The organism is Pseudoruegeria sp. HB172150 (genome assembly GCF_013184805.1).
Taxonomy (GTDB): Bacteria; Pseudomonadota; Alphaproteobacteria; order Rhodobacterales; family Rhodobacteraceae; genus Psychromarinibacter.
This window is the reverse complement of record NZ_JAATNG010000002.1, coordinates 166,917-186,322: the sequence shown is the minus strand read 5'-3', so window position 1 is coordinate 186,322 and position 19,406 is coordinate 166,917. Positions and strand designations below refer to the sequence as shown.

The window sequence follows — 19,406 nt, the reverse complement described above, 5'->3', positions numbered from 1 at the left end:
AAGGACCTCCCCCATGACAGACGCCTATATCTACGACGCCGTCCGCTCCCCCCGCGGCAAAGGCCGCAAGGATGGCTCCCTGCACGAGGTCACGGCGGTCAAGCTGTCGGCCGATGTGCTGAACGCGGTGAAATCCCGCAACAACATCAACGGCGGCGCCATCGAGGACGTGATCTGGGGCAACGTCACCCAGGTCGGCGAACAAGGCGGCTGCCTCGCGCGGACTGCGGTACTCGCCTCCGACCTCGATGAATCGATCCCCGGCGTCGCGATCAACCGCTTCTGCGCCTCCGGGCTCGAGGCCGTGAACCTCGCCGCCAACCAGGTCAAAGGCGGCGCGGGCCAGGCCTACATCGCCGGCGGGGTGGAGATGATGGGCCGCGTGCCGATGGGCTCCGACGGCGCAGCCGTCGCGGTCGATCCTTCCGTCGCGATGAACCACTACTTCGTGCCGCAGGGCATCTCCGCCGACATCATCGCCACCGAATACGGCTTCTCCCGCGACGATGCCGACGAGCTTGCGGTGCGTTCGCAAAAGCGCGCCAAACAGGCGTGGGACGAGAACCGCTTCTCGAAATCCATCATCGAGATCAAGGACATGAACGGCCTGCCGATCCTCGATCAGGACGAATACATGCGCCCCGAGACTGACATGCAGACCCTCGGCGCGCTGAAGCCCGCCTTCAAGGACATGGGCGAGGTCATGCCCGGCTTCGACCAGATCGCGCTGATGAAGTACCCGCATCTGGAAAAGATCCAGCACATCCACCACGCCGGCAACTCCTCGGGCATCGTCGACGGCGCCGCGGCGCTGCTGATCGGGACGAAAGAATTCGGCGAGGCCCACGGCCTGAAGCCCCGCGCCCGCATCCGCGCCACCGCCAAGATCGGCACCGATCCGACCATCATGCTGACCGGCCCGGTGCCGGTGACGCAGAAGATCCTCAAGGATCATGGCATGGAGTTCTCCGACATCGACCTCTTCGAGGTGAACGAGGCGTTCTCGGCGGTCGTCCTTCGCTTCCTGCAGGCTTTCGACGCCGATCCCGACAAGGTCAACGTCAACGGCGGCGCCATCGCCATGGGCCACCCGCTGGGCGCGACCGGCGCGATCATCCTCGGCACCCTGCTCGACGAGCTGGAACGCTCCGACAAGGAGGTCGGCCTTGCCACGCTCTGCGTCGCCTCCGGCATGGGGGCCGCCACGATCATCGAGCGCGTCTGACGCATCAGGGGAGACCGGCCATGCCGATCATCGACCTAGACAGCCTGCCGGTCCGCACCGGCACCATCTACCCGCCGCCGCTGGACAAGGAGGTGGCGGGCCGCAGCTCGATCCGCGCCGGCGATGCCGGCGGGCTGACCCAGTTCGGCGCCAACATCGTCATGCTCGCGCCAGGTGCCAAATCCTCCATCCGGCACTGGCATGAGAACGAGGACGAGTTCGTGATGATCATGCAGGGCGAAATCGTCCTGCACTCCGACGCGGGCGAGACGGTGATGCAACCCGGCGACTGCGCCGCCTTCCCGGCGGGCGACACCGACGCGCATTGCTTCATCAACCGGACGGACGCAGAGGTGCGCTTTCTCGTCGTCGGCAGCAAGGCGCCGCTCGAAATCGCCCACTACCCCGACAAGGGCCTGAAGGTAGAGATCGGCGGCGGCAAGGCGAAGATGATGCACGAAGACGGCCGCCCCTACGAAGGTGGCGCATGACTGTGCTGCGCCGATCCGAACAGACACCGGAACAGGCGCCGCCGGACGCGGCCAGGGTGCTGGGCAACTTCCAGTTCCTGCCGCTTTCCGACACCGGCGGCCTCACACAGTTCGGCGCCTTCGTCGAAACCCTCGACCCCGGCGCCCGAAGCTCCGACCGCCACTGGCACGAGGAGGAGGACGAGTTCCTCTATATGCTCTCCGGCACCGCCACGGTGATCGAGGACGAGGGCACCCAGGAAATCGGCCCCGGCGATTCCTGCTGCTGGCCCAAGGGCGTCGCCAACGGCCATCACGTCGTCAACAAGTCCGCTGCGCCCTGCTCCTACCTGATCGTCGGCACGAGGCTGGCCGACGACATCGTCCACTATTCCGAAATCGACAAGATCCTGATCCGCGAGAACGGTCAGCGGCGGCTAACCCGCCGCGACGGCACCCCGATCGAGGGGGCGCGATGACCGTCCTCCACCTCGCCGACATCCCCGCAGAGCCCAAGCGCCTCCCCTGGCCCGCGCCCTTCAACACTGGCATCGGTCCCGGCACGCATCGCAACCTGGGCGATCCCGGCGGTCTGACGCAGTTCGGCGTGCATCTCGAAACCCTCGCCCCCGGCGCGCGCTCCACCCACCGCCACTGGCATGCCCAGCAGGACGAGATGATCTATCTTCTCGATGGCGAACTGACCGTGACCGAAGACGACGGTGACCATATCATCCGCCCCGGCGATGCGGCCTGCTGGCCCGCCGGAGCCCCGAACGGCCACGCCATGCGCAACCACACCGGCGCGCCCGCAACCTACCTGGTGATCGGCGCCCGCCGCGACGGCGAATCCGTCACCTATTCCGACATAGACCTGAAACTCGTCCGGCCTGAAGGCGGGACCGCGCGGTTCACCCGCGCAGACGGCAGCCCGCTGGACAGCACGCATAAGGGAGACTGAGATGACCGAATTCCACTACGACAAAGGCGCCGACGGCGTCGCGATCATCACCTGGGACCTGCCCGGCAAGTCGATGAACGTGCTGACCTTCGACGGTCTGCGCGAGCTTGACGGCCATATCGACACCGCGATTTCCGATGACGAGGTCAAGGGCGTCGTCATCACTTCCGGCAAGCCCGGCAGCTTCGCGGGCGGCATGGACCTGAACGTGCTGGCCGACCTCAAGAAAGCCGCCGGCGACAACCCGGCCAAGGGCATCTTCGACGGCATCATGCAGATGCACGGCGTGTTGCGGAAGATCGAGCGCGCCGGAATGGACCCCAAGACGCTGAAAGGCGCCAAGCCCATCGCCTGCGCCCTGCCCGGCACCACCATGGGCATCGGGTTCGAGATCGCGCTGGCCTGCCACCGGATCTTCGCCGCCGATAACCCGAAGGGCAAGATCGGCCTGCCCGAGATCATGGTCGGCATCTTCCCCGGCGCCGGCGGCACCACCCGCATGGTCCGCAAGCTGGGCGCGATGGGCGCGTCCTCCTACCTGCTGGAAGGCAAGACCCTGGAACCCGCCAAGGCCAGATCCGCCGGCATGATCGACGAAGTCGTCCCGGCCGACGAACTGGTCGCAAAGGCGAAGGAATGGGTCCTGAACGCCAAGGACACCGACTGCGTCAAACCGTGGGACGCCAAGGGCTACAAGATGCCCGGCGGCGCGCCCTATCACCCCGCCGGTTTCATGACCTTCGTCGGCGCCTCCGCCATGGTCAACGGCAAGACCAAGGGAGTCTACCCCGCGGCCAAGGCGCTGCTCTCGGCCGTCTACGAAGGCGCGCTCGTCCCCTTCGACACCGCGCTGAAGATAGAGGCGCGCTGGTTCACCAGCGTCATGATGAACCCCTCCTCCGGCGCGATGATCCGCTCGCTGTTCCTGAACAAGACCGCGCTGGAAAAAGGCGCCAACCGCCCCGACGCCCCCGACCAGACCGTGAAGAAGGTCGGCGTCCTCGGCGCCGGCATGATGGGCGCGGGCATCACCCTCGTCTCCGCCCAGGCCGGGATCGAGGTCGTGCTGCTCGATCAGTCGCAGGAGGCCGCCGACAAGGGCAAGGCCTACACCGCCACCTACATGGACAAGGGCATCCAGCGCAAAAAGACCACGCCCGAGAAGAAGGAACAGGTCCTGTCGCTGATCACCGCGACCACCGACTATTCCGCGCTGGAAGGCTGTGACCTGATCATCGAGGCCGTCTTCGAGGACCCGAAGATCAAGGCAGAGGTCACCCAGAAGGTCGAAGCGGTCATCGGTGAAGACTGCATCTTCGCCACCAACACCTCGACCATTCCGATCACCTCGCTGGCCAAGGCATCGAAGCGCCCCGAACAGTTCATCGGCATCCACTTCTTCTCGCCGGTCGAGAAGATGGCGCTGGTCGAGATCATCAAGGGCAGGGAAACCGGTGACCGGGCCGTCGCGAAGGCGCTCGACTACGTGCGCCAGATCCGCAAGACCCCGATCGTCGTCAACGACGCCCGCTTCTTCTACGCCAACCGCTGCATCATCCCCTACATCAACGAGGGGATCCGCATGGTGGCCGAGGGCGTCACCCCGCCGCTGATCGAGAACGCCGCGAAACTCGTCGGCATGCCGCTGGGCCCGCTGCAGCTGGTGGACGAAACCTCCATCGACCTCGGCGTCAAGATCGCCAAGGCGACCAGGGCCGCGATGGGCGATGCCTACCCGGACGGCGCCGTCGACGAGGTGCTGTTCTGGATGGCGGACGAGGGGCGGCTTGGCCGCAAGTCCAGCTCCGGCTTCTACGCCTATGACGACAAGGGCAAGCGCACCGGTCTCTGGGACGGTCTCGAAGCGAAGTACCCCGTCAAGGACGACCAGCCAGAGGTCAGCGAAGTCCAGCACCGCCTGCTCTTCGCCCAGGTCCTCGAAGCCGTCCGCGCGCTCGAGGAAGGCGTGCTGATGGACATCCGCGAAGGCGACGTCGGCGCCATCCTCGGCTGGGGCTTCGCGCCGTGGTCAGGCGGCCCGTTCTCTTGGCTCGACATGCTGGGCGCTGCCCGCGCCGTCGAGATCTGCGAGGGGCTTGAAAAGAACCACGGCGCCCGTTTCCAGGCGCCGCAGTTGCTGAGGGAACTGGCTGAAACGGGCGAAACGTTCTACGCCCGCTTCGGAAGCGATCAGCCGAAGGCCGCGTAAGGATCTGCCGCATTGCGAGGATTGGCGTAGTAATCGCCGTCCTCGCAATCCTCATCCTCCAGGCATTCGAGCAGGAACAGCGCCTCGTCTGCATCGAGGCTTACATAGCCGCCCTGCTCGGTTACCGGATCCTTCTCCTTGAACAGGTCGTCCAGCCGGATCACCGTGTTGCCGGCACAGAAAACCAGCGCCCCGTTCTGGGCAAAGACAACCTCGTCATGCTCGAAGTGCAGCATGACCGACTCGACCGGTCCTTCCGGGCAGATCCGCTGGATATCGCGGAACCCGGCCAGATCCGAAGCGGAGATCAGCGTGAAGGGGTCGCCGTACAGGATCTCGGCCGAGTCCGATTCCAGCATCACCAGCTGATCGGGCAGCAGCAGCATCGACTGCGCGTTGCCGATCGCGTTGGCGGGCACCAGCAGCGGCCACTGGCTGGCAGGGCAGCCATCCGGCTCGACCCAGGCCAGCGATTTGGTGAGGTTCTTCACCGGCTGCATGCCCCGGTCGAAGGTCAGTACCAGATCGCCCCTGGCAATGGCCTCTACCGGACGCCACCCCATGGCGGTCGCCACCATCGTCCCGGCCGCCAGACCAGAGGCCGGCCCGGACGTCACGGACATGGACCCCGCACCCCATGTGCTGCCGGTCTCCTGACGGAGGGTCTTGGTCTTACTGCCGAAATTAACCTGTCCAAGTCCAAACATCGCTACATCTCCAGTTCGCGTCATGAGTGAAGTGACGCTTTCGATGCAACTAAGTAGGATCGATTCGCTTGCCCGGATTTCGACGCAATTGCGCTAAGATTGCGGCACTATTGCGTCAATTCCGTCAATCTTGTGGAAGACATGGAAATCAGTTTCGTTTCGGAAACAAAAAACTACCCAAAAGTATAGGCAAACCGGTCAATATCGTGACGGCACAGGTCCGACACGTACTCGGCGAGCGAGTCGTCGTAATACATGCGGTAGTCTTTTTCGCGCTCCGACGCGTTCACCCGCAGGGGTGCGTCAAGCCCGAATCCAAGGAATTCTTCCACCGGTTTCAGGTCGTCCCGCAGGTGCTCAAGCCGCACGAAGGCGTCGCACCGCTCCTGCCCCGCCGGGTCCCGCACGTAGAACCCGTAGGGTGCCTGCCCCACCGCCAGCCGGGTCTGAGGATGCCGCAGAAAGGCCGCGAAGTCGTTCCGCCGCGCCAGCTCCACCGCCGGATGGTCGAACCGCTGCGCGCGCAGCCAGTGGTAATAGCTGACCAGCCGGTCCCATGGGTTGCGCACCAGCGTGAAGACGAACAGCTCCGCCATCTCCTCGCGCGTCACCAGCCCCTCGATATCCGCCAGCGTCGAATGCTTCCACAGCCGCCCGCGCGTCTGCGCGCCTTCAATCCGCCGGCGCCGCCGCTTCGCCTTCGGCGTGTCGCCGATGAGGATATCATCCTTCATCGCCCGCCCCTCCAGCGCCAGCGTCAGAGCCGTGCCGCCTGTCTTGGGGATGTGAACGAAGATATAGCGCCGCCCGCGCGAGATGATCATCCGCCACAGATACAAAGACCGCGCCAGTCCCCGCAACCCGCCGCATTTCCCTCTTTTCCGCCGCCCGCCGCGGCGGTTTAATCCGGCACAGGGATCACGGCCGCAGGGAGGATACGGATATGGGCTGGCTCGACGACGAAACCGGTCTCGGCAAATGCGCCGCGAATTACGTGCCGCTCACGCCGCTGTCGCACCTGAACCGCGCGGCCCGCGTCTTCCCGGACCGCACCGCGCTGGTCTACGGCGCGACCCGCCGGACCTATGCCGAGTACCGCGACCGCGTCACCCGCCTCGCCTCGGCCCTGTCGAAGGCCGGCGTGCGCCCCGGCCAGGTCGTCGCCACCCTGCTGCCGAACATCCCCGCCCAGGCCGAGGCGCATTTCGCCGTCCCCGCGACCGGCGCCGTCCTCAACACCATCAACATCCGCCTCGACGTTCACACCGTCGCCTACATCTTCGAGCACGCCCGCGCCCATATCGTCCTCGTCGACACGCAGTTCCTCGCCCTCGCCGAAGCGGCCTGCGCCAACATGGAGGGCGGCGCGCCTCGGATCATCGAGGTCGCCGACGCGCAGGCCGGTCATCCCGCCTCGGGCGAGTTCACCGAATACGAGGACTTCCTTGCCACCGGCGACTCCGATTTCGACTGGGTGATGCCCGAGGACGAGTGGGAAAGCATCGCGCTCAACTACACCTCCGGCACCACCGGCCATCCCAAGGGCGTCGTCGTCCACCACCGCGGCGCGTATCTGTCGACCCTGTCCCAGGTGGTCAGCTGGCGCATGGTGATGCACCCGGTCTACCTGACCATCGTGCCGCTCTTTCACTGCAACGGCTGGTGCCACACCTGGATGATGCCGCTTCTCGGCGGCACGCTGGTCTGCTGCCGCCAGATCGACGCACCCTCCATCTACAACGCCATCGCGGATGAGGGCGTGACCCATTTCGGCGGCGCGCCCATCGTCCTCAACACCCTGATCAACGCCCCGGACTCCGAACGCCGCAGCTTCGACCATATCGTCGAGGTCTTCACCGCCGGCGCCCCGCCCCCCGCCGCCACCCTGGCCGCGATCGAACCGCTGGGCTTCAACGTCACCCAGGTCTACGGCCTGACCGAAACCTACGGCCCCGGCACCGAATGCCTCTGGCAGGAAAGCTGGGACGGCAGCGAAGGCGACGACCGCGCCTCCCTCAAGGCCCGCACCGGCATCCCGATGCCGTTCATGGAGGACACGACCGTCCTCGACCCCGGGACCCTGGAACAGATCCCGATGGACAGCGAGGCGCAGGGAGAGATCATGTTCCGCGGCAACGGCGTGATGAAGGGCTATTACCGCAACCCCGAGGCCACCGCAGAATGCTTCAGGGGCGGCTGGTTCCACACCGGCGACATCGCGATCCAGCATCCCGACGGCTATCTCAAGATCGTCGACCGCTCCAAGGACGTGATCATCTCCGGCGGCGAGAACGTCTCCTCCGTCGAGGTCGAGGACGTGCTGATGCGCCATTCCGCCATCTCGCTCTGCGCCGTCGTCGCCAAACCGGACGAGAAATGGGGCGAGGTCCCCTGCGCCTTCGTCGAGCTGAAACCCGGTGCCGAGACCACAGAGGCCGACATCATCGCGTTCGCCCGCGCCCGCCTCGCCGGCTTCAAGACCCCCAAGGCGGTCGTCTTCGGCGAGCTGCCGAAAACCTCCACCGGCAAGATCCAGAAATTCGAACTCCGGAAGCGGCTGCAACCGGCTTGATCCGGTTGCGCGCCTGCGGCGCAATCTTTCTGGCACTGCGTGCAAATGGGGGCTCCGCCCCCGCCGCTGCGCGGCTCCCCCGGGATATTTGTGACCAGAAGAAGCAGGGGATCCTCGCAGCCCACGGCCGGGGACAACAACGGAACCGCTCGATCAGGTGCTCCCTGTATCCATCTTCTTCTGGCTGAAAATATCCCGGGGGAGGCGCCGAAGGCGGCGGGGGCAGAGCCCCCTGCCACATCCACAATCAGGCACTTGCCTGCAAATGCCGGGCGCAATCAGGAAGCGTCCCTGCCCGCGATGGCCCGCCGGACGCCCCGCCTCAATAGATATACCGGATCTGGTCGCTCCAGTACCGCTCGACCCGGCGCAGCGCCGAGTTGATCTCCTCGATCCCGTTCAGGTCCAGCACCGCGCGGGATTCCAGCCCGTCCGCATGGCGGATGAACAGCTCCTCGACGATCTCCTGCACCTTGCGCCCCTTCTCGGTCAGGCGCACGCGCACCGACCGGCGATCGATCTCGCAGCGCTGGTGGTGCATGTATCCCGTCTCGACCAGCTTCTTCAGGTTATAGCTGACGTTCGAGCCCTGATAGTAGCCGCGCGTCTTCAGCTCGCCCGCCGTCACCTCGTTGTCGCCGACGTTGAACAGCAGCAGCGCCTGCACCGCGTTGATCTCGAGTATCCCCAGTCGCTCGAACTCGTCCTTGATCACGTCGAGCAGCAGCCGATGCAGCCGTTCCACCAGCGACAGCGCCTCGAGATACTGGGTCATGAAGCCGCGATTCGTGGCCCCATCGATACGTGTCTGAATACTCATCATCACTACCGCCATGCTCTGCTCGTTGGCCCGGCATAGCGGCGGATTCGCAAATTATTCGTTAAGCTGGCAGAATTTAGCGGAAATTCGTTTCAAACGGCACCGGACTGGACGGCGATGTCGCCGATCAGTCCGGCGTAACTGTCCGGCACCGCCGCCTTGCCGGTGACCCAGGCATACAGATCGTGGTCGTTCTCCCACAGCAGCGCGTCGAACAGGTCCAGCGCCTCGGCATCCATCGCCGCCAGCCGCGCCTCGGCATAGCCGCCCAGGATCAGGTCCATCTCCTTGATCCCGCGCCGCCCGGCCCGCATGCGCATCCGCTTCAGCCGCGCTTCCGGCGTCTCCTGCATCAGCCGTAGTCCCGCAGCGCCCGCTGCAGCTTCTTCTCGACGCCGCCCAGCTTTTCCGCCGTGCGCGCCAGCGACCCCTTCAGCTGCCGCAGCTCGGTCAGCAGCGCGGTCAGCTCGCCGGGGATCTGTACCTCGTCGGGCGCCGACAGGCCCTCGCCCTCGCCGTTGATCAGCCAGACCAGCGACACGTTCAGCACCCCCGCCAGCATCGACAGCTTGTTGGCGCGCGGCTCGGCGACGTCGTCTTCCCAGGCCTTCAGCGTCTTCAGCTTGACGCCGATCTTCTTGGCAAGGTCCGCCTGGCTCAGTCCCAGCGCCTCGCGCGCCGCGACCATCCGGTCGCCGAAGGTCGCGCTCTCGTTGGAATACCAGCCGCCGCCGGTCTCGGTTTCGGGCGCGCTCATCGCGCTGTCCTGGCTCATGGGGATCCTCCGGGTTCGGGCTTGCACGGTCACGGCGCCCAATCTACACCTCTGCCCCGGTGCATTCCAACCGGAGACGACCATGTCCTTCCTTTCCGCGACACTTGCCCGCGTCAAGCCGTCGCCGACCATCGCCATGAACACCCGCTCCCACGAGCTCAAGGCGGAGGGCAAGGACATCATCGGCCTCGCCGCCGGCGAACCGGATTTCGACACGCCCGACAACATCAAGGAGGCGGGCATCGCCGCGATCCGCGCCGGCAAGACGAAATACACCGCGCCCGACGGCATCCCGGAACTGAAGCAGGCGATCTGCGGCAAGTTCGCGCGCGAGAACGGGCTGACCTATGTGCCGAAACAGATCTCGGTGTCCTCGGGCGGAAAGCAGATCCTCTACAACGCCCTGATGGCGACGATGAACCCCGGCGACGAGGTGGTGATCCCGGCGCCCTACTGGGTCAGCTACCCGGACATGGTGCTGCTGGCGGGCGGCACGCCCGTAGTGGTCGAAGCCGGAATCGAGACCGGGTTCAAGATGACGCCCGAACAGCTCGATGCCGCGATCACGCCAAAGACCAAGTGGCTGATCTTCAACTCGCCGTCGAACCCGACCGGCGCCGGATACACCCGCGACGAGCTCAAGGCACTGACCGACGTGCTGATGAAGCATCCGCAGGTCTGGGTGATGACCGACGACATGTACGAACATCTCGTCTTCGACGATTTCGAATTCACCACCCCGGCGCAGATCGAACCCGGCCTCTACGACCGCACGCTCACCTGCAACGGCGTGTCCAAGGCCTATGCCATGACCGGCTGGCGCATCGGCTATGCCGGCGGGCCAGAGGAGCTGATCGCCGCGATGCGCAAGATCCAGTCGCAGTCGACGACGAACCCCTGCACCATCTCGCAATGGGCGGCGATCGAGGCACTGAACGGCACCCAGGACTTCCTCGAACCGAACCGCAGGATCTTCCAGCGCCGCCGAGATCTCGTCGTCGCGGGGCTGAACGCCTGCCCCGGCATCACCTGCCCGGTGCCCGAGGGTGCGTTCTACGTCTACCCCTCCATCGCCGGCTGCATCGGCAAGACCTCCGCCGGCGGCACGAAGATCGACAATGACGAGGCCTTCGCGACCGCGCTGCTGGAAGAGACCGGAACCGCCGTCGTCTTCGGCGCCGCCTTCGGGCTTTCCCCGTATTTCCGCGTCAGCTACGCTACCTCGGACGAGGCCCTGACCGATGCCTGCAACCGCATCCGGCAGTTCTGCGAGGGTCTGACCTAGGGAGGACGGATGCCCGCCGATCTGCCGGACTACTATTTCCGCACCCGCGAGAACGGCGCGGTCGTGTTCCGCATCGACACGGAAAACCGCCAGCGCCGGATCGAGATGGAGCAGATCGCCGTCGTCAACATCCGCAACGGTCAGGTGAAGGCGCACGGCCAGCATGTCCTGAGCGCAGCCGATGAAGCTGCGATTTCAGACTGGATGGCGGCGCGGGAGCAGGTTCTCGACACCCGCCGCACCGACGACATCCGCCGCACAGTGGACCACCTGAACCAGACGGCGCAATGGGCGCAGTCCGACGCAAGCGACGCACAGCTGCAGGAGCTGACCGACGATCTCCTGCTGGCGATGCACGACCTGCGCGCGGTGCTGGTTCGGAAGAAGGCGGACCGGCTGGGGAAGGAACCCGGCCGGTAGGGTACGCGCGCGCCATGCCGCCCCGTCCAACGCTGCACCGGTGCGTGACATCACGCAGCTAACCGCTCGGACCGGGGGCAACACCTGGCCACGGTCGGGCGAAATAGCGCCCGCGGTCCACACTTTATCCGTCCACCCCCGCAATCCCTCAATCGCCGCGCATTGGATGACAATGCCCCGGCCAAAGGAGTGGCCGTGCGCTGCCCGGCCATTCCGGGCCGGAGCGTGACGTTCGCCGAACGCCTCCTAATTCAAACCCAATCGCTCTGCCCCCACAACAGGACTCCAACCGATGTACATTGCCGGCCTCGTCATCCCCGTCCCCGAAGAAAACCGCGACGCCTACCGCGCCTGGGCCGCACAGAGCGCGGCATTCTTCCGCGAATACGGCTGCCTCGAAATCGTCGAAAGCTGGGAGGATAACGTCCCCGACGGCAAGCAGACCGATTTCCGCCGCGCTGTCGCCGCGAAACCCGGAGAGAAGATCGTCTTCATCTGGCAGGTCTGGCCCGGCAGGGATTTCTTCAACGCCGCCGAGGAAAAGATGCACCAGGACCCGCGCATGGACGAAGCCGGCGAGCCGCCCTTCGACGCCAGCCGCCTGATCCTCGGATGCTTTCAGCCGATCCATGTGATGGGACATAGTCACGGAACATGATGCCGCCGGCCTGCATGCCTTCCCCGAAACCGAAAGTTTCCCAGTAGTTTCCCTGAACAGCGCCCCCAATCGCGATTCATGCCCAAGCATGCATGTGACAGCTCCGCCTGACCACACGCAAGCAGGGTTGAACCGCCAACATCCGTCACGCATGGTGATCGCTGAAGCTGCCGCAGGGTTGCAGCCTAACGAGATGGGATAGTGCATGAGCGCTCGTTCAGACATTCTCCGCTTGGCGCTCCAGGTCGTCGAGGATACTTCGGAAAAACCGACCCCCAACCTCCACCAATTTCTATTGCACTGGAATTCCATCGACGAGATGGAAGCTCGGTTCACCGACGATCTCTCGCGAAGCCTGTTCCGGTGGTACATGGCCGTGCGCCTTGCCAGCGAGATGAACGAGGCCAACAAGTTCAAGCGTCTCAGGGTCTTTCGCGGAATCCACACGGAAAAGCGCTGGCAGGATTACCGCGAACGCGCCGAAACGCTGATGAACACCAAGGACGGCACCGTCAGCGAGAACACGGACGAAGTGATCGAGACGAACATCCTCGACGGCTATATCATAAAGGGAGAAGTCGAGCCCCGCGAAGGCGAGGTCGTCCTCGATATCGGCTCCTTCAACGGCAACAATGCGATCCAGTTCTCCAACTACGTCGGTGCCACCGGCCGGGTCTACACGTTCGAGCCGAACCCGGACCTCTTTCCGGACGTCGTGAAGAACTGCAAACCCAACCCTAACATAACGCCGGTGAACGTCGGTTTCGCCGAAGCCGAGAAAGAAGTCGAATTCGCGCTGGAAGGCCCGCGGACGCGACCGGTTGTCGGCAACGTGAAAAAGAAGAAGACCAGAACGCTGAAACTCAGGCGCCTCGACGATTTCGTCGAGTCCGAAAAGCTCGAGCGGGTGGACTTCCTGAAATTCGACATCGAAGGATCCGAAGTGCCGGCCCTGACGGGCGCGGCCCGGACCATCCGGAACTTCCGCCCCACTTGCATGGTAGCCATCTATCACAAGCCGACGGATCTCTACCGGATCCCGAAACTTATCGACCCATACGGCCTCTGGTACGATTTCAAACTGCGCCACTACCACTGGCTGCCGCGCGAGATGGTGCTGTTTGCAATCCCGAAGAGCCAGGCCGTTCCCGGTTACCCCTGACCTGGTGCCGGCGTTTCAACGTGTCCGGCCGCGCCTGACGTCCGGCGTCAGACCGCCACGCGCCCCGGCTGCCGGCTGAACAGCAACAGCAGCCCGAACAGGATCATCCCGCCGCCCGAGGCGCGCTGGAACCAGTGCAGCCTGTCCGCCGCCACACCCGCCGCGAAGCGCCCCGCGCTCGCATAGATCACGATCGCAACCGCCTCCAGCGCCAGGAACACCGCGCCGAGCACGAGGTAGCTCAGCCAGTAATTCGACATGTCCACGAACTGGGGAAAGAACGCCGCGAAGATCAGGATCGCCTTCGGATTGCTGACCGCCACCAGCGCCTCGCTGCGCAGCGCCTTCGGAAAACTGCTCACCTGCCCCGCCGCAACCGCACCCACCGCAGGCGCGGTCCGCAACAGCTTCACCCCGATCCAGATCAGGTAGATCGCACCGACGATCTTCACCGCGTTGAACACGATGGCCGAGGTGGCCATCACCAGCCCCAGCCCCAGCGCGCTCGCCGCGATCATCGGCACGAAGACCGCCAGCCGCGCCATACTCGCGCCGAACGCAAATCCGACACCGTTCCTTGCGCCATGGGTCATCGCCAGCAGGTTGTTCGGCCCGAAGGCGAGGTTCAGGGCAAAGCAGGCAGGCACGAACAGAAGGACGTCGGTCATGTGAAGCGCTCCGGAGGATCACGACCAACCCAATGGCGCGTTCCCGGGGAATGCGCAAAGCAGGATTTCTGCCGATCCGTAAGCCTGGCTTACACCTTCCCCGCCCCCAGTTCCTCCACCCAATGCGCCAGCCGCTCCTTCAGCAACCGCTCACGCTTCATCTGCGAGATCTCCTCGTCGAAAGTCTCGAGCACCTCGAACGCCAGTTCCCCCGCCGCCGCATAAGCCGCCTGAGCCTCGGCATTCGGCAATCCCCCCATCCGCGCCGCAAAGCCCATCCGGCTTTCCGCCGCGCCCAGCCGCATCGCCGCGCCGACCCAGACGCGCCCGCCGATGCGCAGCGCGTAGATGCCCGCGTCGGGCTTCTTCTCCTTCCACTCCGCCTTCGCCGCTCGCCGATCCATCGCCAACTCCGATTCTTTTTACCCGGGTTTTAATTGACATATTTTTACCCGGGTGTAAAACACTCCGCATGACCTTCACCGTTTTCGACTCCCACCGCCGCATCGCCGCCGGCTCCGTCGCCGATATCGCCGCCGCCATGCAGGCGGCGCAGGCGAATGGCGGCCAGCCGCTCGCCTTCGACGACACCACCGGCCGCGTCGTCGACCTCGACCTCCGCGGCACCCCCGCCGAGGTTGCCGCCCGCTACGAGGAACCCCCGAAACGCGGCCGCCCGAAGCTTGGCGTGAAGGCGCGCGAGGTAACGCTCCTGCCCCGCCACTGGGACTGGCTGTCGACTCAGCGCGGCGGCGCCTCCGCGGCACTCCGCCGCCTGGTCGAGGAGGCGATGCGCGCCGACGGCCCCGATCCCCGCCGCGCGCAGGAGGCCGCCTACCGCGCCGCCACCGCCCTCGCCGGAAACCTGCCGCTCTACGAGGACGCGGTGCGCGCCCTCTTCGCCGGCAATCTCGACGCGATGGCAGACACCATCGCCGACTGGCCCGAAGACATCCGCGACTACGTCCTGAAACTCGCCCGGACCCCGCAGCCATGACCTACCTGAACCCCACCGACGCCACCGCCCGCGCCCTGTTCTCGAACGCGCACATGGGCCCGGTCGTCATGGTCAACCTGCTGCGTTTCCGTGACGTGGCCGACTACTCCGCGCACCCGGGCAAAGCGCCAGCGACGCCAACCTCCGGCGCCGAAGCCTATGCCCGCTACGTCGCCGAAACCCTGCCGCTGCTCGAAGCCTCCGGCGGCGAGGTCCTGTTCGAAGGCACCGCGAACCGCTGGTTCATCGGGCCGGAAACCGAACGCTGGGACCACGTCCTCATCGTGAAACAGGCCAGCCTGCAAAGCTTCCTCGCCTTCGCCTCCGACCCGGCGGCGCAATCCGCCCTCGTCCACCGCGCCGCCGCCGTCGAGGATTCGCGGCTGCTCCCGTCTTTCCCGCTGGACGGCTGACCCCGCGCGGCGCGGCAAAAACAACGCTTCTCCGCGCCCGTTACAACTGCCCTCACAACGGACGCGACAACGTTAACCGGCATAGCTGCACCCAGGCACCGCCCCGAGTCCGATCGGGGCGGAACTCATTTCGATTTGCCGCAAAGACATTTTTTGGAGCACGGCACGTATGCCAATATTGAACCCCGGCAGGGCGCTATCCCCCGGCTGCCCCGGCCGCACGGTCCACCCGGCCAACCCTGCCTGACGCAATGCCTTTGCAACGTCAGGACCTCCTGACAGCCACCGCCCATCGCTGAACCAGCCATCAGACACCGCCGGCCGGATCATTTCCCGGCAATGGCGGCATTTTCGAACCAAGGAATAATCTCAATGATCGATACACCTGCAACCATCACCAATGAATTCCGGGTCGGCGGCGGCTCCGGTATCAGCGATCCGATGATCGCCGCCCTTCCCGACGGCAATTTTGTCGTCGCCTATGCCTACCAGGGTTCGGGACAGTCGCTCTGGGCCATCCGCGGGCGCCTCGTCAGCCCTGACGGACATACGATCGGCAGCGAGTTCGAGTTCGACTTTCCCCGCGACATCGACAACCCGCGCTTCGACATGGGGGTGCAGAGCGACGGCAAGATCCTGATTGCGGTCGAGAACAGGCATGACGGCTGGACCGACGACGATATCCGCATCGGCCAGTTCCGCGTCGACGAGGATGGCGCGAGGCGGATCAGGATGACCGAAATTACCGGCGGTCCGACATCCCGGGCAGAGGCTCCATCGATCACCGTCTTCGGCGATGACAGCTTCGCAGTGAACCACGCATTCGACTATTTCCAGAACCACGTTTTCAACGATGCGTACTTCACTGCCAATGGCGGTAAGAACGGCGTCGGATTCATTGATGAACTGAAACAATTCGACAACCCGGATATCTCCTCCGTCGCGCTCAGCACCGGGGGACAGGCCATCCTGATCGACCGCGACGGCAGCCGCGGCGGCGGCCTGTCCGTGACGATCAAGAAAGGCCCGTATAACACCACCACCAAGGTGCACACGGAAGGCGACATATTCGACAGCACCATCGCCGCGCTGAAAGGCGGCCGCTTCGTCGTTGTCTGGGCGCAGGACGACGGCTGGGACACCGACGTGCAGTTCCAGATTTTCGATGACGAGGGCGATGCCATCACCGACGTCCGGGGCGGCCCCCGGACCAGTTCCAGCGACGTAAAGGACAACAACAACGAACCCGCCGTCGTCATGCTTGCTGACGGCACCTTCATCATCTTCGCGGACAAGGACGCGGGCGCCCGGGGCGTCGTGGGTCAACGCTATGACGCCGATGGTGACAAGATCGGTGAACTCTTTCGCGTCACTTCAGACAACAGCAAGTCGATCGAGGCCACGCTGCTGGCGGATGGACGTATCGCAGTGACGTGGTTCGATAACGATACCAACCGCGTTATGGTCGAAATCCTGTCGGTCGACGCCACCAACGGTCCCGACACGATCCTGGGCACCAGCGGCGACGATTCGATTAACGGCTTCGGCGGCGACGACGTGATCCACGGCAGCGCCGGAAACGACTCTCTGTTCGGCGGCGATGGCGACGACCTGCTGCGCGGCGGCGAAGGAAACGATGAGATAAGGGGCAACGCCGGGAACGACCTGATATTTGGCGGCACCGGCAACGACATCCTGTATGGCGGCACCGGCTCGGATGTCTTTGTCTTCCGCGATGGCGACGGCCACGACGAGGTGCGCGGCTTCAACGCCACCAATGACGCAGAGAAGATTGACCTCCGCGAGGTCAGCGCGATCACCGGCTTTGCCGACCTGTTTGAAAATCACATGGAGCAGGACGGCGACAGCGTGATCGTCGACCTTGGCGGCGGCAACTCGGTAACCCTCAAGAGCGTCGAGCTCTCCGACCTGGATGCGCAGGATTTCATCCTGTACGACGCTCCCGTCTTCAACCTCGACGGCCCGCTCGAAGTCTCAGGCGACGGCGACGTCATCGAACTCGCACACGAACAGTCATTCGAACTGGCCGAGGGCACCATCGCGCTCACCTTCAACGCGGATAAGGTGTTGGGCAGCCACGGCCTGCTGTCCAAGGATGCCCGCGACTTCGGCGACGGCGGCCATTTCACCTCCTACATCGAGGATGGAACGCTCATCGTCCGGTTCCAGGACGCGACCTCCAGCCAGCAGTTCGAATTCGCCGGCATCGAAGCGGGCAAGGACTACGATCTGGTGATGAGCTTCGGAAACGGCCAGGTGTCGGCGGCACTGAACGGAGAGGTCTTCGGCCAGGCTGGTTTCGACGCCTCCTGGCTGACCAACACCGAGTTCCTGCAGATCGGCGCCAACGGCTTCGCGAGCGATGCCGGCGCGGCGGGTTTCGAGGCGGTGTTTGACGGCACCATCTCCGACGTGGCCATCTTCGGCGAAGTCATCCCGCCATCCGATCTCGAGTTCCTGATTGGCTGACAGGCGAACAATGCGCGGCCACCACTGGCCGCGCATCGTCCCCACACCGACGTTTGCGCTAACACGCCTGAAATCAATGACTTGACCCCCCGTCCTCATGGGGACGCCTCCCCGTCGGGCCATCGCAAGCCCCGGAATCCCCCCCATTGCCAGCCCCGCCATACTTCGCCTACACCTCCCCTCACGACATTTTTAGGGAGGCTCCCACCATGACTTACGGCTTCGACACCCTTCAGGTTCACGCCGGCGCAAGGCCCGACCCGGCCACCGGCGCCCGCCAGACCCCGATCTATCAGACCACCGCCTACGTCTTCCGCGACGCCGACCACGCCGCGGCCCTCTTCAACCTGCAGGAAGTCGGCTTCATCTATTCCCGCCTGACCAACCCCACCGTCTCGGTCCTGCAGGAACGCATCGCCACCCTCGAAGGCGGCGCCGGCGCGGTCTGCTGCTCCTCCGGCCACGGCGCCCAGATCATGGCCCTGTTCCCGCTGATGGGCCCGGGCAAGAACGTGGTCTCCTCCACCCGCCTCTATGGCGGTACAGTCACCCAGTTCAGCCAGACCATCAAACGCTTCGGCTGGTCGGCCAAGTTCGTCGACACCGACGACCTCGACGCAGTCAAGGCCGCCATCGACGACGACACCCGCGCCCTCTTCTGCGAATCCATCGCCAACCCCGGCGGCTATGTCTCCGACCTCGATGCGCTGGCGAAGATCGCCGACGAGGCCGGCATCCCGCTGATCGTCGACAACACCTCGGCCACGCCCTACCTCTGCCGTCCGATCGAACACGGCGCGACCCTCGTCATCCACTCGACCACCAAGTACCTCACCGGCAACGGCACCGTCACCGGCGGCGCCATTGTCGACAGCGGCAAGTTCAACTGGTCCAACGGCAAGTTCCCGTCGCTCTCCGACGCGGAGCCCGCCTATCACGGCCTGAAGTTCCACGAGACCTTCGGCCACCTCGCCTTCACCTTCCACTCCATCGCCGTCGGTCTGCGCGACCTCGGCATGACGATGAACCCGCAGGCCGCGCATTACACCCTGCTCGGCATCGAGACGCTGTCGCTCCGCATGGACAAGCACGTCGCCAACGCGGTGAAGGTGGCGAACTGGTTGGAAGACCATGACGCGGTGGAAAAGGTCACCTATGCGGGCTTGAAATCGTCGCCCTATGTCGACCGTGTCGCCAAGATCTGCCCGAAAGGCGCCGGCGCGATCTTCACCATCGCGCTCAAGGGCGGCTACGGGTCCTGCGTCAAGCTGGTCGACAGCCTTGAGCTGTTCTCCCACGTCGCCAACCTCGGCGATGCGCGCAGCCTGGTGATCCACTCCGCCTCGACCACGCACCGCCAGCTCAGCGAAGAACAGCAGATCGCCGCCGGCGCCGCACCGAACGTCGTGCGCCTGTCCATCGGCATCGAGGATCCCGACGACCTGATCGCCGATCTCGAGCAGGCGCTGGCCAAGGCCGGCTGAACGACAAGCCAAGACGATACCACGGAAATTCGCGGCCCCCTCACGTGGGGCCGCGTTTCGTTAACGGCTTCGTAAATCTTCCTTGTCTAT

The 19,406-nt window shown here is 64.9% G+C and carries 21 protein-coding genes; 14 read left to right on the top strand and 7 right to left on the bottom strand.

Annotated elements, in window-relative coordinates; translation table 11 throughout:
* Positions 1-13: 13 nt before the first annotated feature.
* From HCO70_RS12590 to HCO70_RS12570, 5 genes are read left to right on the top strand one after another with little or no spacing between them, the layout of a single operon-like run.
* Positions 14-1,225, top strand: a complete 1,212-nt coding sequence (locus HCO70_RS12590) for an acetyl-CoA C-acetyltransferase (RefSeq protein ID WP_172296634.1) — start codon at positions 14-16, stop codon at positions 1,223-1,225.
* Positions 1,226-1,245: 20 nt separating this feature from the next.
* Entirely contained in the window at positions 1,246-1,716 is a 471-nt protein-coding gene (locus HCO70_RS12585) for a cupin domain-containing protein (protein WP_172296632.1), read from the top strand.
* Entirely contained in the window at positions 1,713-2,174 is a 462-nt protein-coding gene (locus HCO70_RS12580; protein WP_172296630.1) for a cupin domain-containing protein, read from the top strand. Before HCO70_RS12585 ends, HCO70_RS12580 begins: the two co-directional genes overlap by 4 nt.
* Positions 2,171-2,656 carry a cupin domain-containing protein gene (locus HCO70_RS12575; RefSeq protein WP_172296628.1) on the top strand — a complete coding sequence of 162 codons (486 nt, stop codon included), beginning with the start codon at positions 2,171-2,173 and terminating at the stop codon, positions 2,654-2,656. Before HCO70_RS12580 ends, HCO70_RS12575 begins: the two co-directional genes overlap by 4 nt.
* Position 2,657: 1 nt before the next feature.
* Positions 2,658-4,865: a 3-hydroxyacyl-CoA dehydrogenase NAD-binding domain-containing protein gene (locus HCO70_RS12570; RefSeq protein ID WP_172296626.1), complete on the top strand. Its 2,208-nt coding sequence runs from the start codon at positions 2,658-2,660 to the stop codon at positions 4,863-4,865.
* Here HCO70_RS12570 and HCO70_RS12565 read toward each other — a convergent pair.
* Entirely contained in the window at positions 4,847-5,488 is a 642-nt protein-coding gene (locus tag HCO70_RS12565; protein ID WP_172296624.1) for a Hint domain-containing protein, read from the bottom strand. The two genes, HCO70_RS12570 and HCO70_RS12565, sit on opposite strands and share 19 nt — an antisense overlap.
* 257 nt (positions 5,489-5,745) lie before the next feature.
* The gene (locus HCO70_RS12560; RefSeq protein WP_172296622.1) at positions 5,746-6,396 is read right to left on the bottom strand and encodes a sulfotransferase family 2 domain-containing protein; all 651 of its coding nucleotides are present in this window, start codon (positions 6,394-6,396) and stop codon (positions 5,746-5,748) included.
* A 119-nt stretch (positions 6,397-6,515) separates the two neighbouring features.
* Between HCO70_RS12560 and HCO70_RS12555 the strand changes: the two genes are divergently transcribed.
* Complete coding sequence (locus tag HCO70_RS12555; protein WP_172296620.1) at positions 6,516-8,144, top strand: AMP-binding protein; 1,629 nt, start codon at positions 6,516-6,518, stop codon at positions 8,142-8,144.
* A gap of 322 nt (positions 8,145-8,466) precedes the next feature.
* Here the strand turns inward: HCO70_RS12555 and HCO70_RS12550 are convergent, their stop codons facing one another.
* From HCO70_RS12550 to HCO70_RS12540, 3 genes are all read right to left on the bottom strand, one after another.
* The gene (locus tag HCO70_RS12550; protein WP_172297389.1) at positions 8,467-8,964 is read right to left on the bottom strand and encodes a MarR family winged helix-turn-helix transcriptional regulator; all 498 of its coding nucleotides are present in this window, start codon (positions 8,962-8,964) and stop codon (positions 8,467-8,469) included.
* Positions 8,965-9,056: 92 nt separating this feature from the next.
* Positions 9,057-9,317 carry a succinate dehydrogenase assembly factor 2 gene (locus tag HCO70_RS12545; RefSeq protein WP_172296618.1) on the bottom strand — a complete coding sequence of 87 codons (261 nt, stop codon included), beginning with the start codon at positions 9,315-9,317 and terminating at the stop codon, positions 9,057-9,059.
* The gene (locus HCO70_RS12540) at positions 9,317-9,739 is read right to left on the bottom strand and encodes a helix-turn-helix domain-containing protein (RefSeq protein ID WP_253913264.1); all 423 of its coding nucleotides are present in this window, start codon (positions 9,737-9,739) and stop codon (positions 9,317-9,319) included. Before HCO70_RS12540 ends, HCO70_RS12545 begins: the two co-directional genes overlap by 1 nt.
* 82 nt (positions 9,740-9,821) lie before the next feature.
* Here HCO70_RS12540 and HCO70_RS12535 point away from each other — a divergent pair, with 82 nt between their 5' ends.
* The 4 genes from HCO70_RS12535 (at position 9,822) to HCO70_RS12520 (ending at position 13,264) form a co-directional block, all read left to right on the top strand.
* A complete protein-coding gene (locus tag HCO70_RS12535) occupies positions 9,822-11,024 on the top strand; it encodes a pyridoxal phosphate-dependent aminotransferase (protein WP_172296616.1) in 1,203 nt (400 codons plus the stop codon).
* A gap of 9 nt (positions 11,025-11,033) precedes the next feature.
* Entirely contained in the window at positions 11,034-11,444 is a 411-nt protein-coding gene (locus tag HCO70_RS12530) for a hypothetical protein (RefSeq protein WP_172296614.1), read from the top strand.
* 292 nt (positions 11,445-11,736) lie between these two features.
* Entirely contained in the window at positions 11,737-12,102 is a 366-nt protein-coding gene (locus HCO70_RS12525; protein ID WP_172296612.1) for a DUF1428 domain-containing protein, read from the top strand.
* A 205-nt stretch (positions 12,103-12,307) separates the two neighbouring features.
* The gene (locus HCO70_RS12520) at positions 12,308-13,264 is read left to right on the top strand and encodes an FkbM family methyltransferase (protein ID WP_172296610.1); all 957 of its coding nucleotides are present in this window, start codon (positions 12,308-12,310) and stop codon (positions 13,262-13,264) included.
* Positions 13,265-13,311: 47 nt separating this feature from the next.
* On the opposite strand, the gene HCO70_RS12515 is transcribed toward HCO70_RS12520, so the two are convergent.
* Both HCO70_RS12515 and HCO70_RS12510 read right to left on the bottom strand, forming a co-directional pair.
* The gene (locus tag HCO70_RS12515; RefSeq protein ID WP_172296608.1) at positions 13,312-13,932 is read right to left on the bottom strand and encodes a LysE family translocator; all 621 of its coding nucleotides are present in this window, start codon (positions 13,930-13,932) and stop codon (positions 13,312-13,314) included.
* A gap of 89 nt (positions 13,933-14,021) precedes the next feature.
* Positions 14,022-14,336: a GIY-YIG nuclease family protein gene (locus HCO70_RS12510; RefSeq protein ID WP_172296606.1), complete on the bottom strand. Its 315-nt coding sequence runs from the start codon at positions 14,334-14,336 to the stop codon at positions 14,022-14,024.
* Positions 14,337-14,404: 68 nt separating this feature from the next.
* Here HCO70_RS12510 and HCO70_RS12505 point away from each other — a divergent pair, with 68 nt between their 5' ends.
* The 4 genes from HCO70_RS12505 to HCO70_RS12490 all read left to right on the top strand — a co-directional run bounded on the left by HCO70_RS12505 (position 14,405) and on the right by HCO70_RS12490 (position 19,316).
* A complete protein-coding gene (locus HCO70_RS12505) occupies positions 14,405-14,929 on the top strand; it encodes a DUF2239 family protein (RefSeq protein WP_172296604.1) in 525 nt (174 codons plus the stop codon).
* Positions 14,926-15,342, top strand: coding sequence for a DUF1330 domain-containing protein (locus tag HCO70_RS12500; RefSeq protein WP_172296602.1), 417 nt, complete (start codon positions 14,926-14,928; stop codon positions 15,340-15,342). The genes HCO70_RS12505 and HCO70_RS12500 overlap by 4 nt, the downstream gene beginning before the upstream one ends.
* A gap of 372 nt (positions 15,343-15,714) precedes the next feature.
* Positions 15,715-17,832 carry a calcium-binding protein gene (locus tag HCO70_RS25050; RefSeq protein WP_305849440.1) on the top strand — a complete coding sequence of 706 codons (2,118 nt, stop codon included), beginning with the start codon at positions 15,715-15,717 and terminating at the stop codon, positions 17,830-17,832.
* A gap of 209 nt (positions 17,833-18,041) precedes the next feature.
* Positions 18,042-19,316, top strand: a complete 1,275-nt coding sequence (locus HCO70_RS12490; protein WP_172296598.1) for an O-acetylhomoserine aminocarboxypropyltransferase/cysteine synthase family protein — start codon at positions 18,042-18,044, stop codon at positions 19,314-19,316.
* The last annotated feature ends 90 nt before the right edge of the window (positions 19,317-19,406 follow it).

Excerpts from the sequence above, each read along its gene's own strand:
- HCO70_RS12590 (WP_172296634.1), top strand. The coding sequence starts at position 14 with ATGACAGACGCCTATATCTACGACGCCGTCCGCTCCCCCCGCGGCAAA.
- HCO70_RS12585 (WP_172296632.1), top strand. The coding sequence starts at position 1,246 with ATGCCGATCATCGACCTAGACAGCCTGCCGGTCCGCACCGGCACCATC.
- HCO70_RS12580 (WP_172296630.1), top strand. The coding sequence starts at position 1,713 with ATGACTGTGCTGCGCCGATCCGAACAGACACCGGAACAGGCGCCGCCG.
- HCO70_RS12575 (WP_172296628.1), top strand. The coding sequence starts at position 2,171 with ATGACCGTCCTCCACCTCGCCGACATCCCCGCAGAGCCCAAGCGCCTC.
- HCO70_RS12570 (WP_172296626.1), top strand. The coding sequence starts at position 2,658 with ATGACCGAATTCCACTACGACAAAGGCGCCGACGGCGTCGCGATCATC.
- HCO70_RS12565 (WP_172296624.1), bottom strand. The coding sequence starts at position 5,488 with ATGTCCGTGACGTCCGGGCCGGCCTCTGGTCTGGCGGCCGGGACGATG.
- HCO70_RS12560 (WP_172296622.1), bottom strand. The coding sequence starts at position 6,396 with ATGATCATCTCGCGCGGGCGGCGCTATATCTTCGTTCACATCCCCAAG.
- HCO70_RS12555 (WP_172296620.1), top strand. The coding sequence starts at position 6,516 with ATGGGCTGGCTCGACGACGAAACCGGTCTCGGCAAATGCGCCGCGAAT.
- HCO70_RS12550 (WP_172297389.1), bottom strand. The coding sequence starts at position 8,964 with ATGAGTATTCAGACACGTATCGATGGGGCCACGAATCGCGGCTTCATG.
- HCO70_RS12545 (WP_172296618.1), bottom strand. The coding sequence starts at position 9,317 with ATGCAGGAGACGCCGGAAGCGCGGCTGAAGCGGATGCGCATGCGGGCC.
- HCO70_RS12540 (WP_253913264.1), bottom strand. The coding sequence starts at position 9,739 with ATGAGCCAGGACAGCGCGATGAGCGCGCCCGAAACCGAGACCGGCGGC.
- HCO70_RS12535 (WP_172296616.1), top strand. The coding sequence starts at position 9,822 with ATGTCCTTCCTTTCCGCGACACTTGCCCGCGTCAAGCCGTCGCCGACC.
- HCO70_RS12530 (WP_172296614.1), top strand. The coding sequence starts at position 11,034 with ATGCCCGCCGATCTGCCGGACTACTATTTCCGCACCCGCGAGAACGGC.
- HCO70_RS12525 (WP_172296612.1), top strand. The coding sequence starts at position 11,737 with ATGTACATTGCCGGCCTCGTCATCCCCGTCCCCGAAGAAAACCGCGAC.
- HCO70_RS12520 (WP_172296610.1), top strand. The coding sequence starts at position 12,308 with ATGAGCGCTCGTTCAGACATTCTCCGCTTGGCGCTCCAGGTCGTCGAG.
- HCO70_RS12515 (WP_172296608.1), bottom strand. The coding sequence starts at position 13,932 with ATGACCGACGTCCTTCTGTTCGTGCCTGCCTGCTTTGCCCTGAACCTC.
- HCO70_RS12510 (WP_172296606.1), bottom strand. The coding sequence starts at position 14,336 with ATGGATCGGCGAGCGGCGAAGGCGGAGTGGAAGGAGAAGAAGCCCGAC.
- HCO70_RS12505 (WP_172296604.1), top strand. The coding sequence starts at position 14,405 with ATGACCTTCACCGTTTTCGACTCCCACCGCCGCATCGCCGCCGGCTCC.
- HCO70_RS12500 (WP_172296602.1), top strand. The coding sequence starts at position 14,926 with ATGACCTACCTGAACCCCACCGACGCCACCGCCCGCGCCCTGTTCTCG.
- HCO70_RS25050 (WP_305849440.1), top strand. The coding sequence starts at position 15,715 with ATGATCGATACACCTGCAACCATCACCAATGAATTCCGGGTCGGCGGC.
- HCO70_RS12490 (WP_172296598.1), top strand. The coding sequence starts at position 18,042 with ATGACTTACGGCTTCGACACCCTTCAGGTTCACGCCGGCGCAAGGCCC.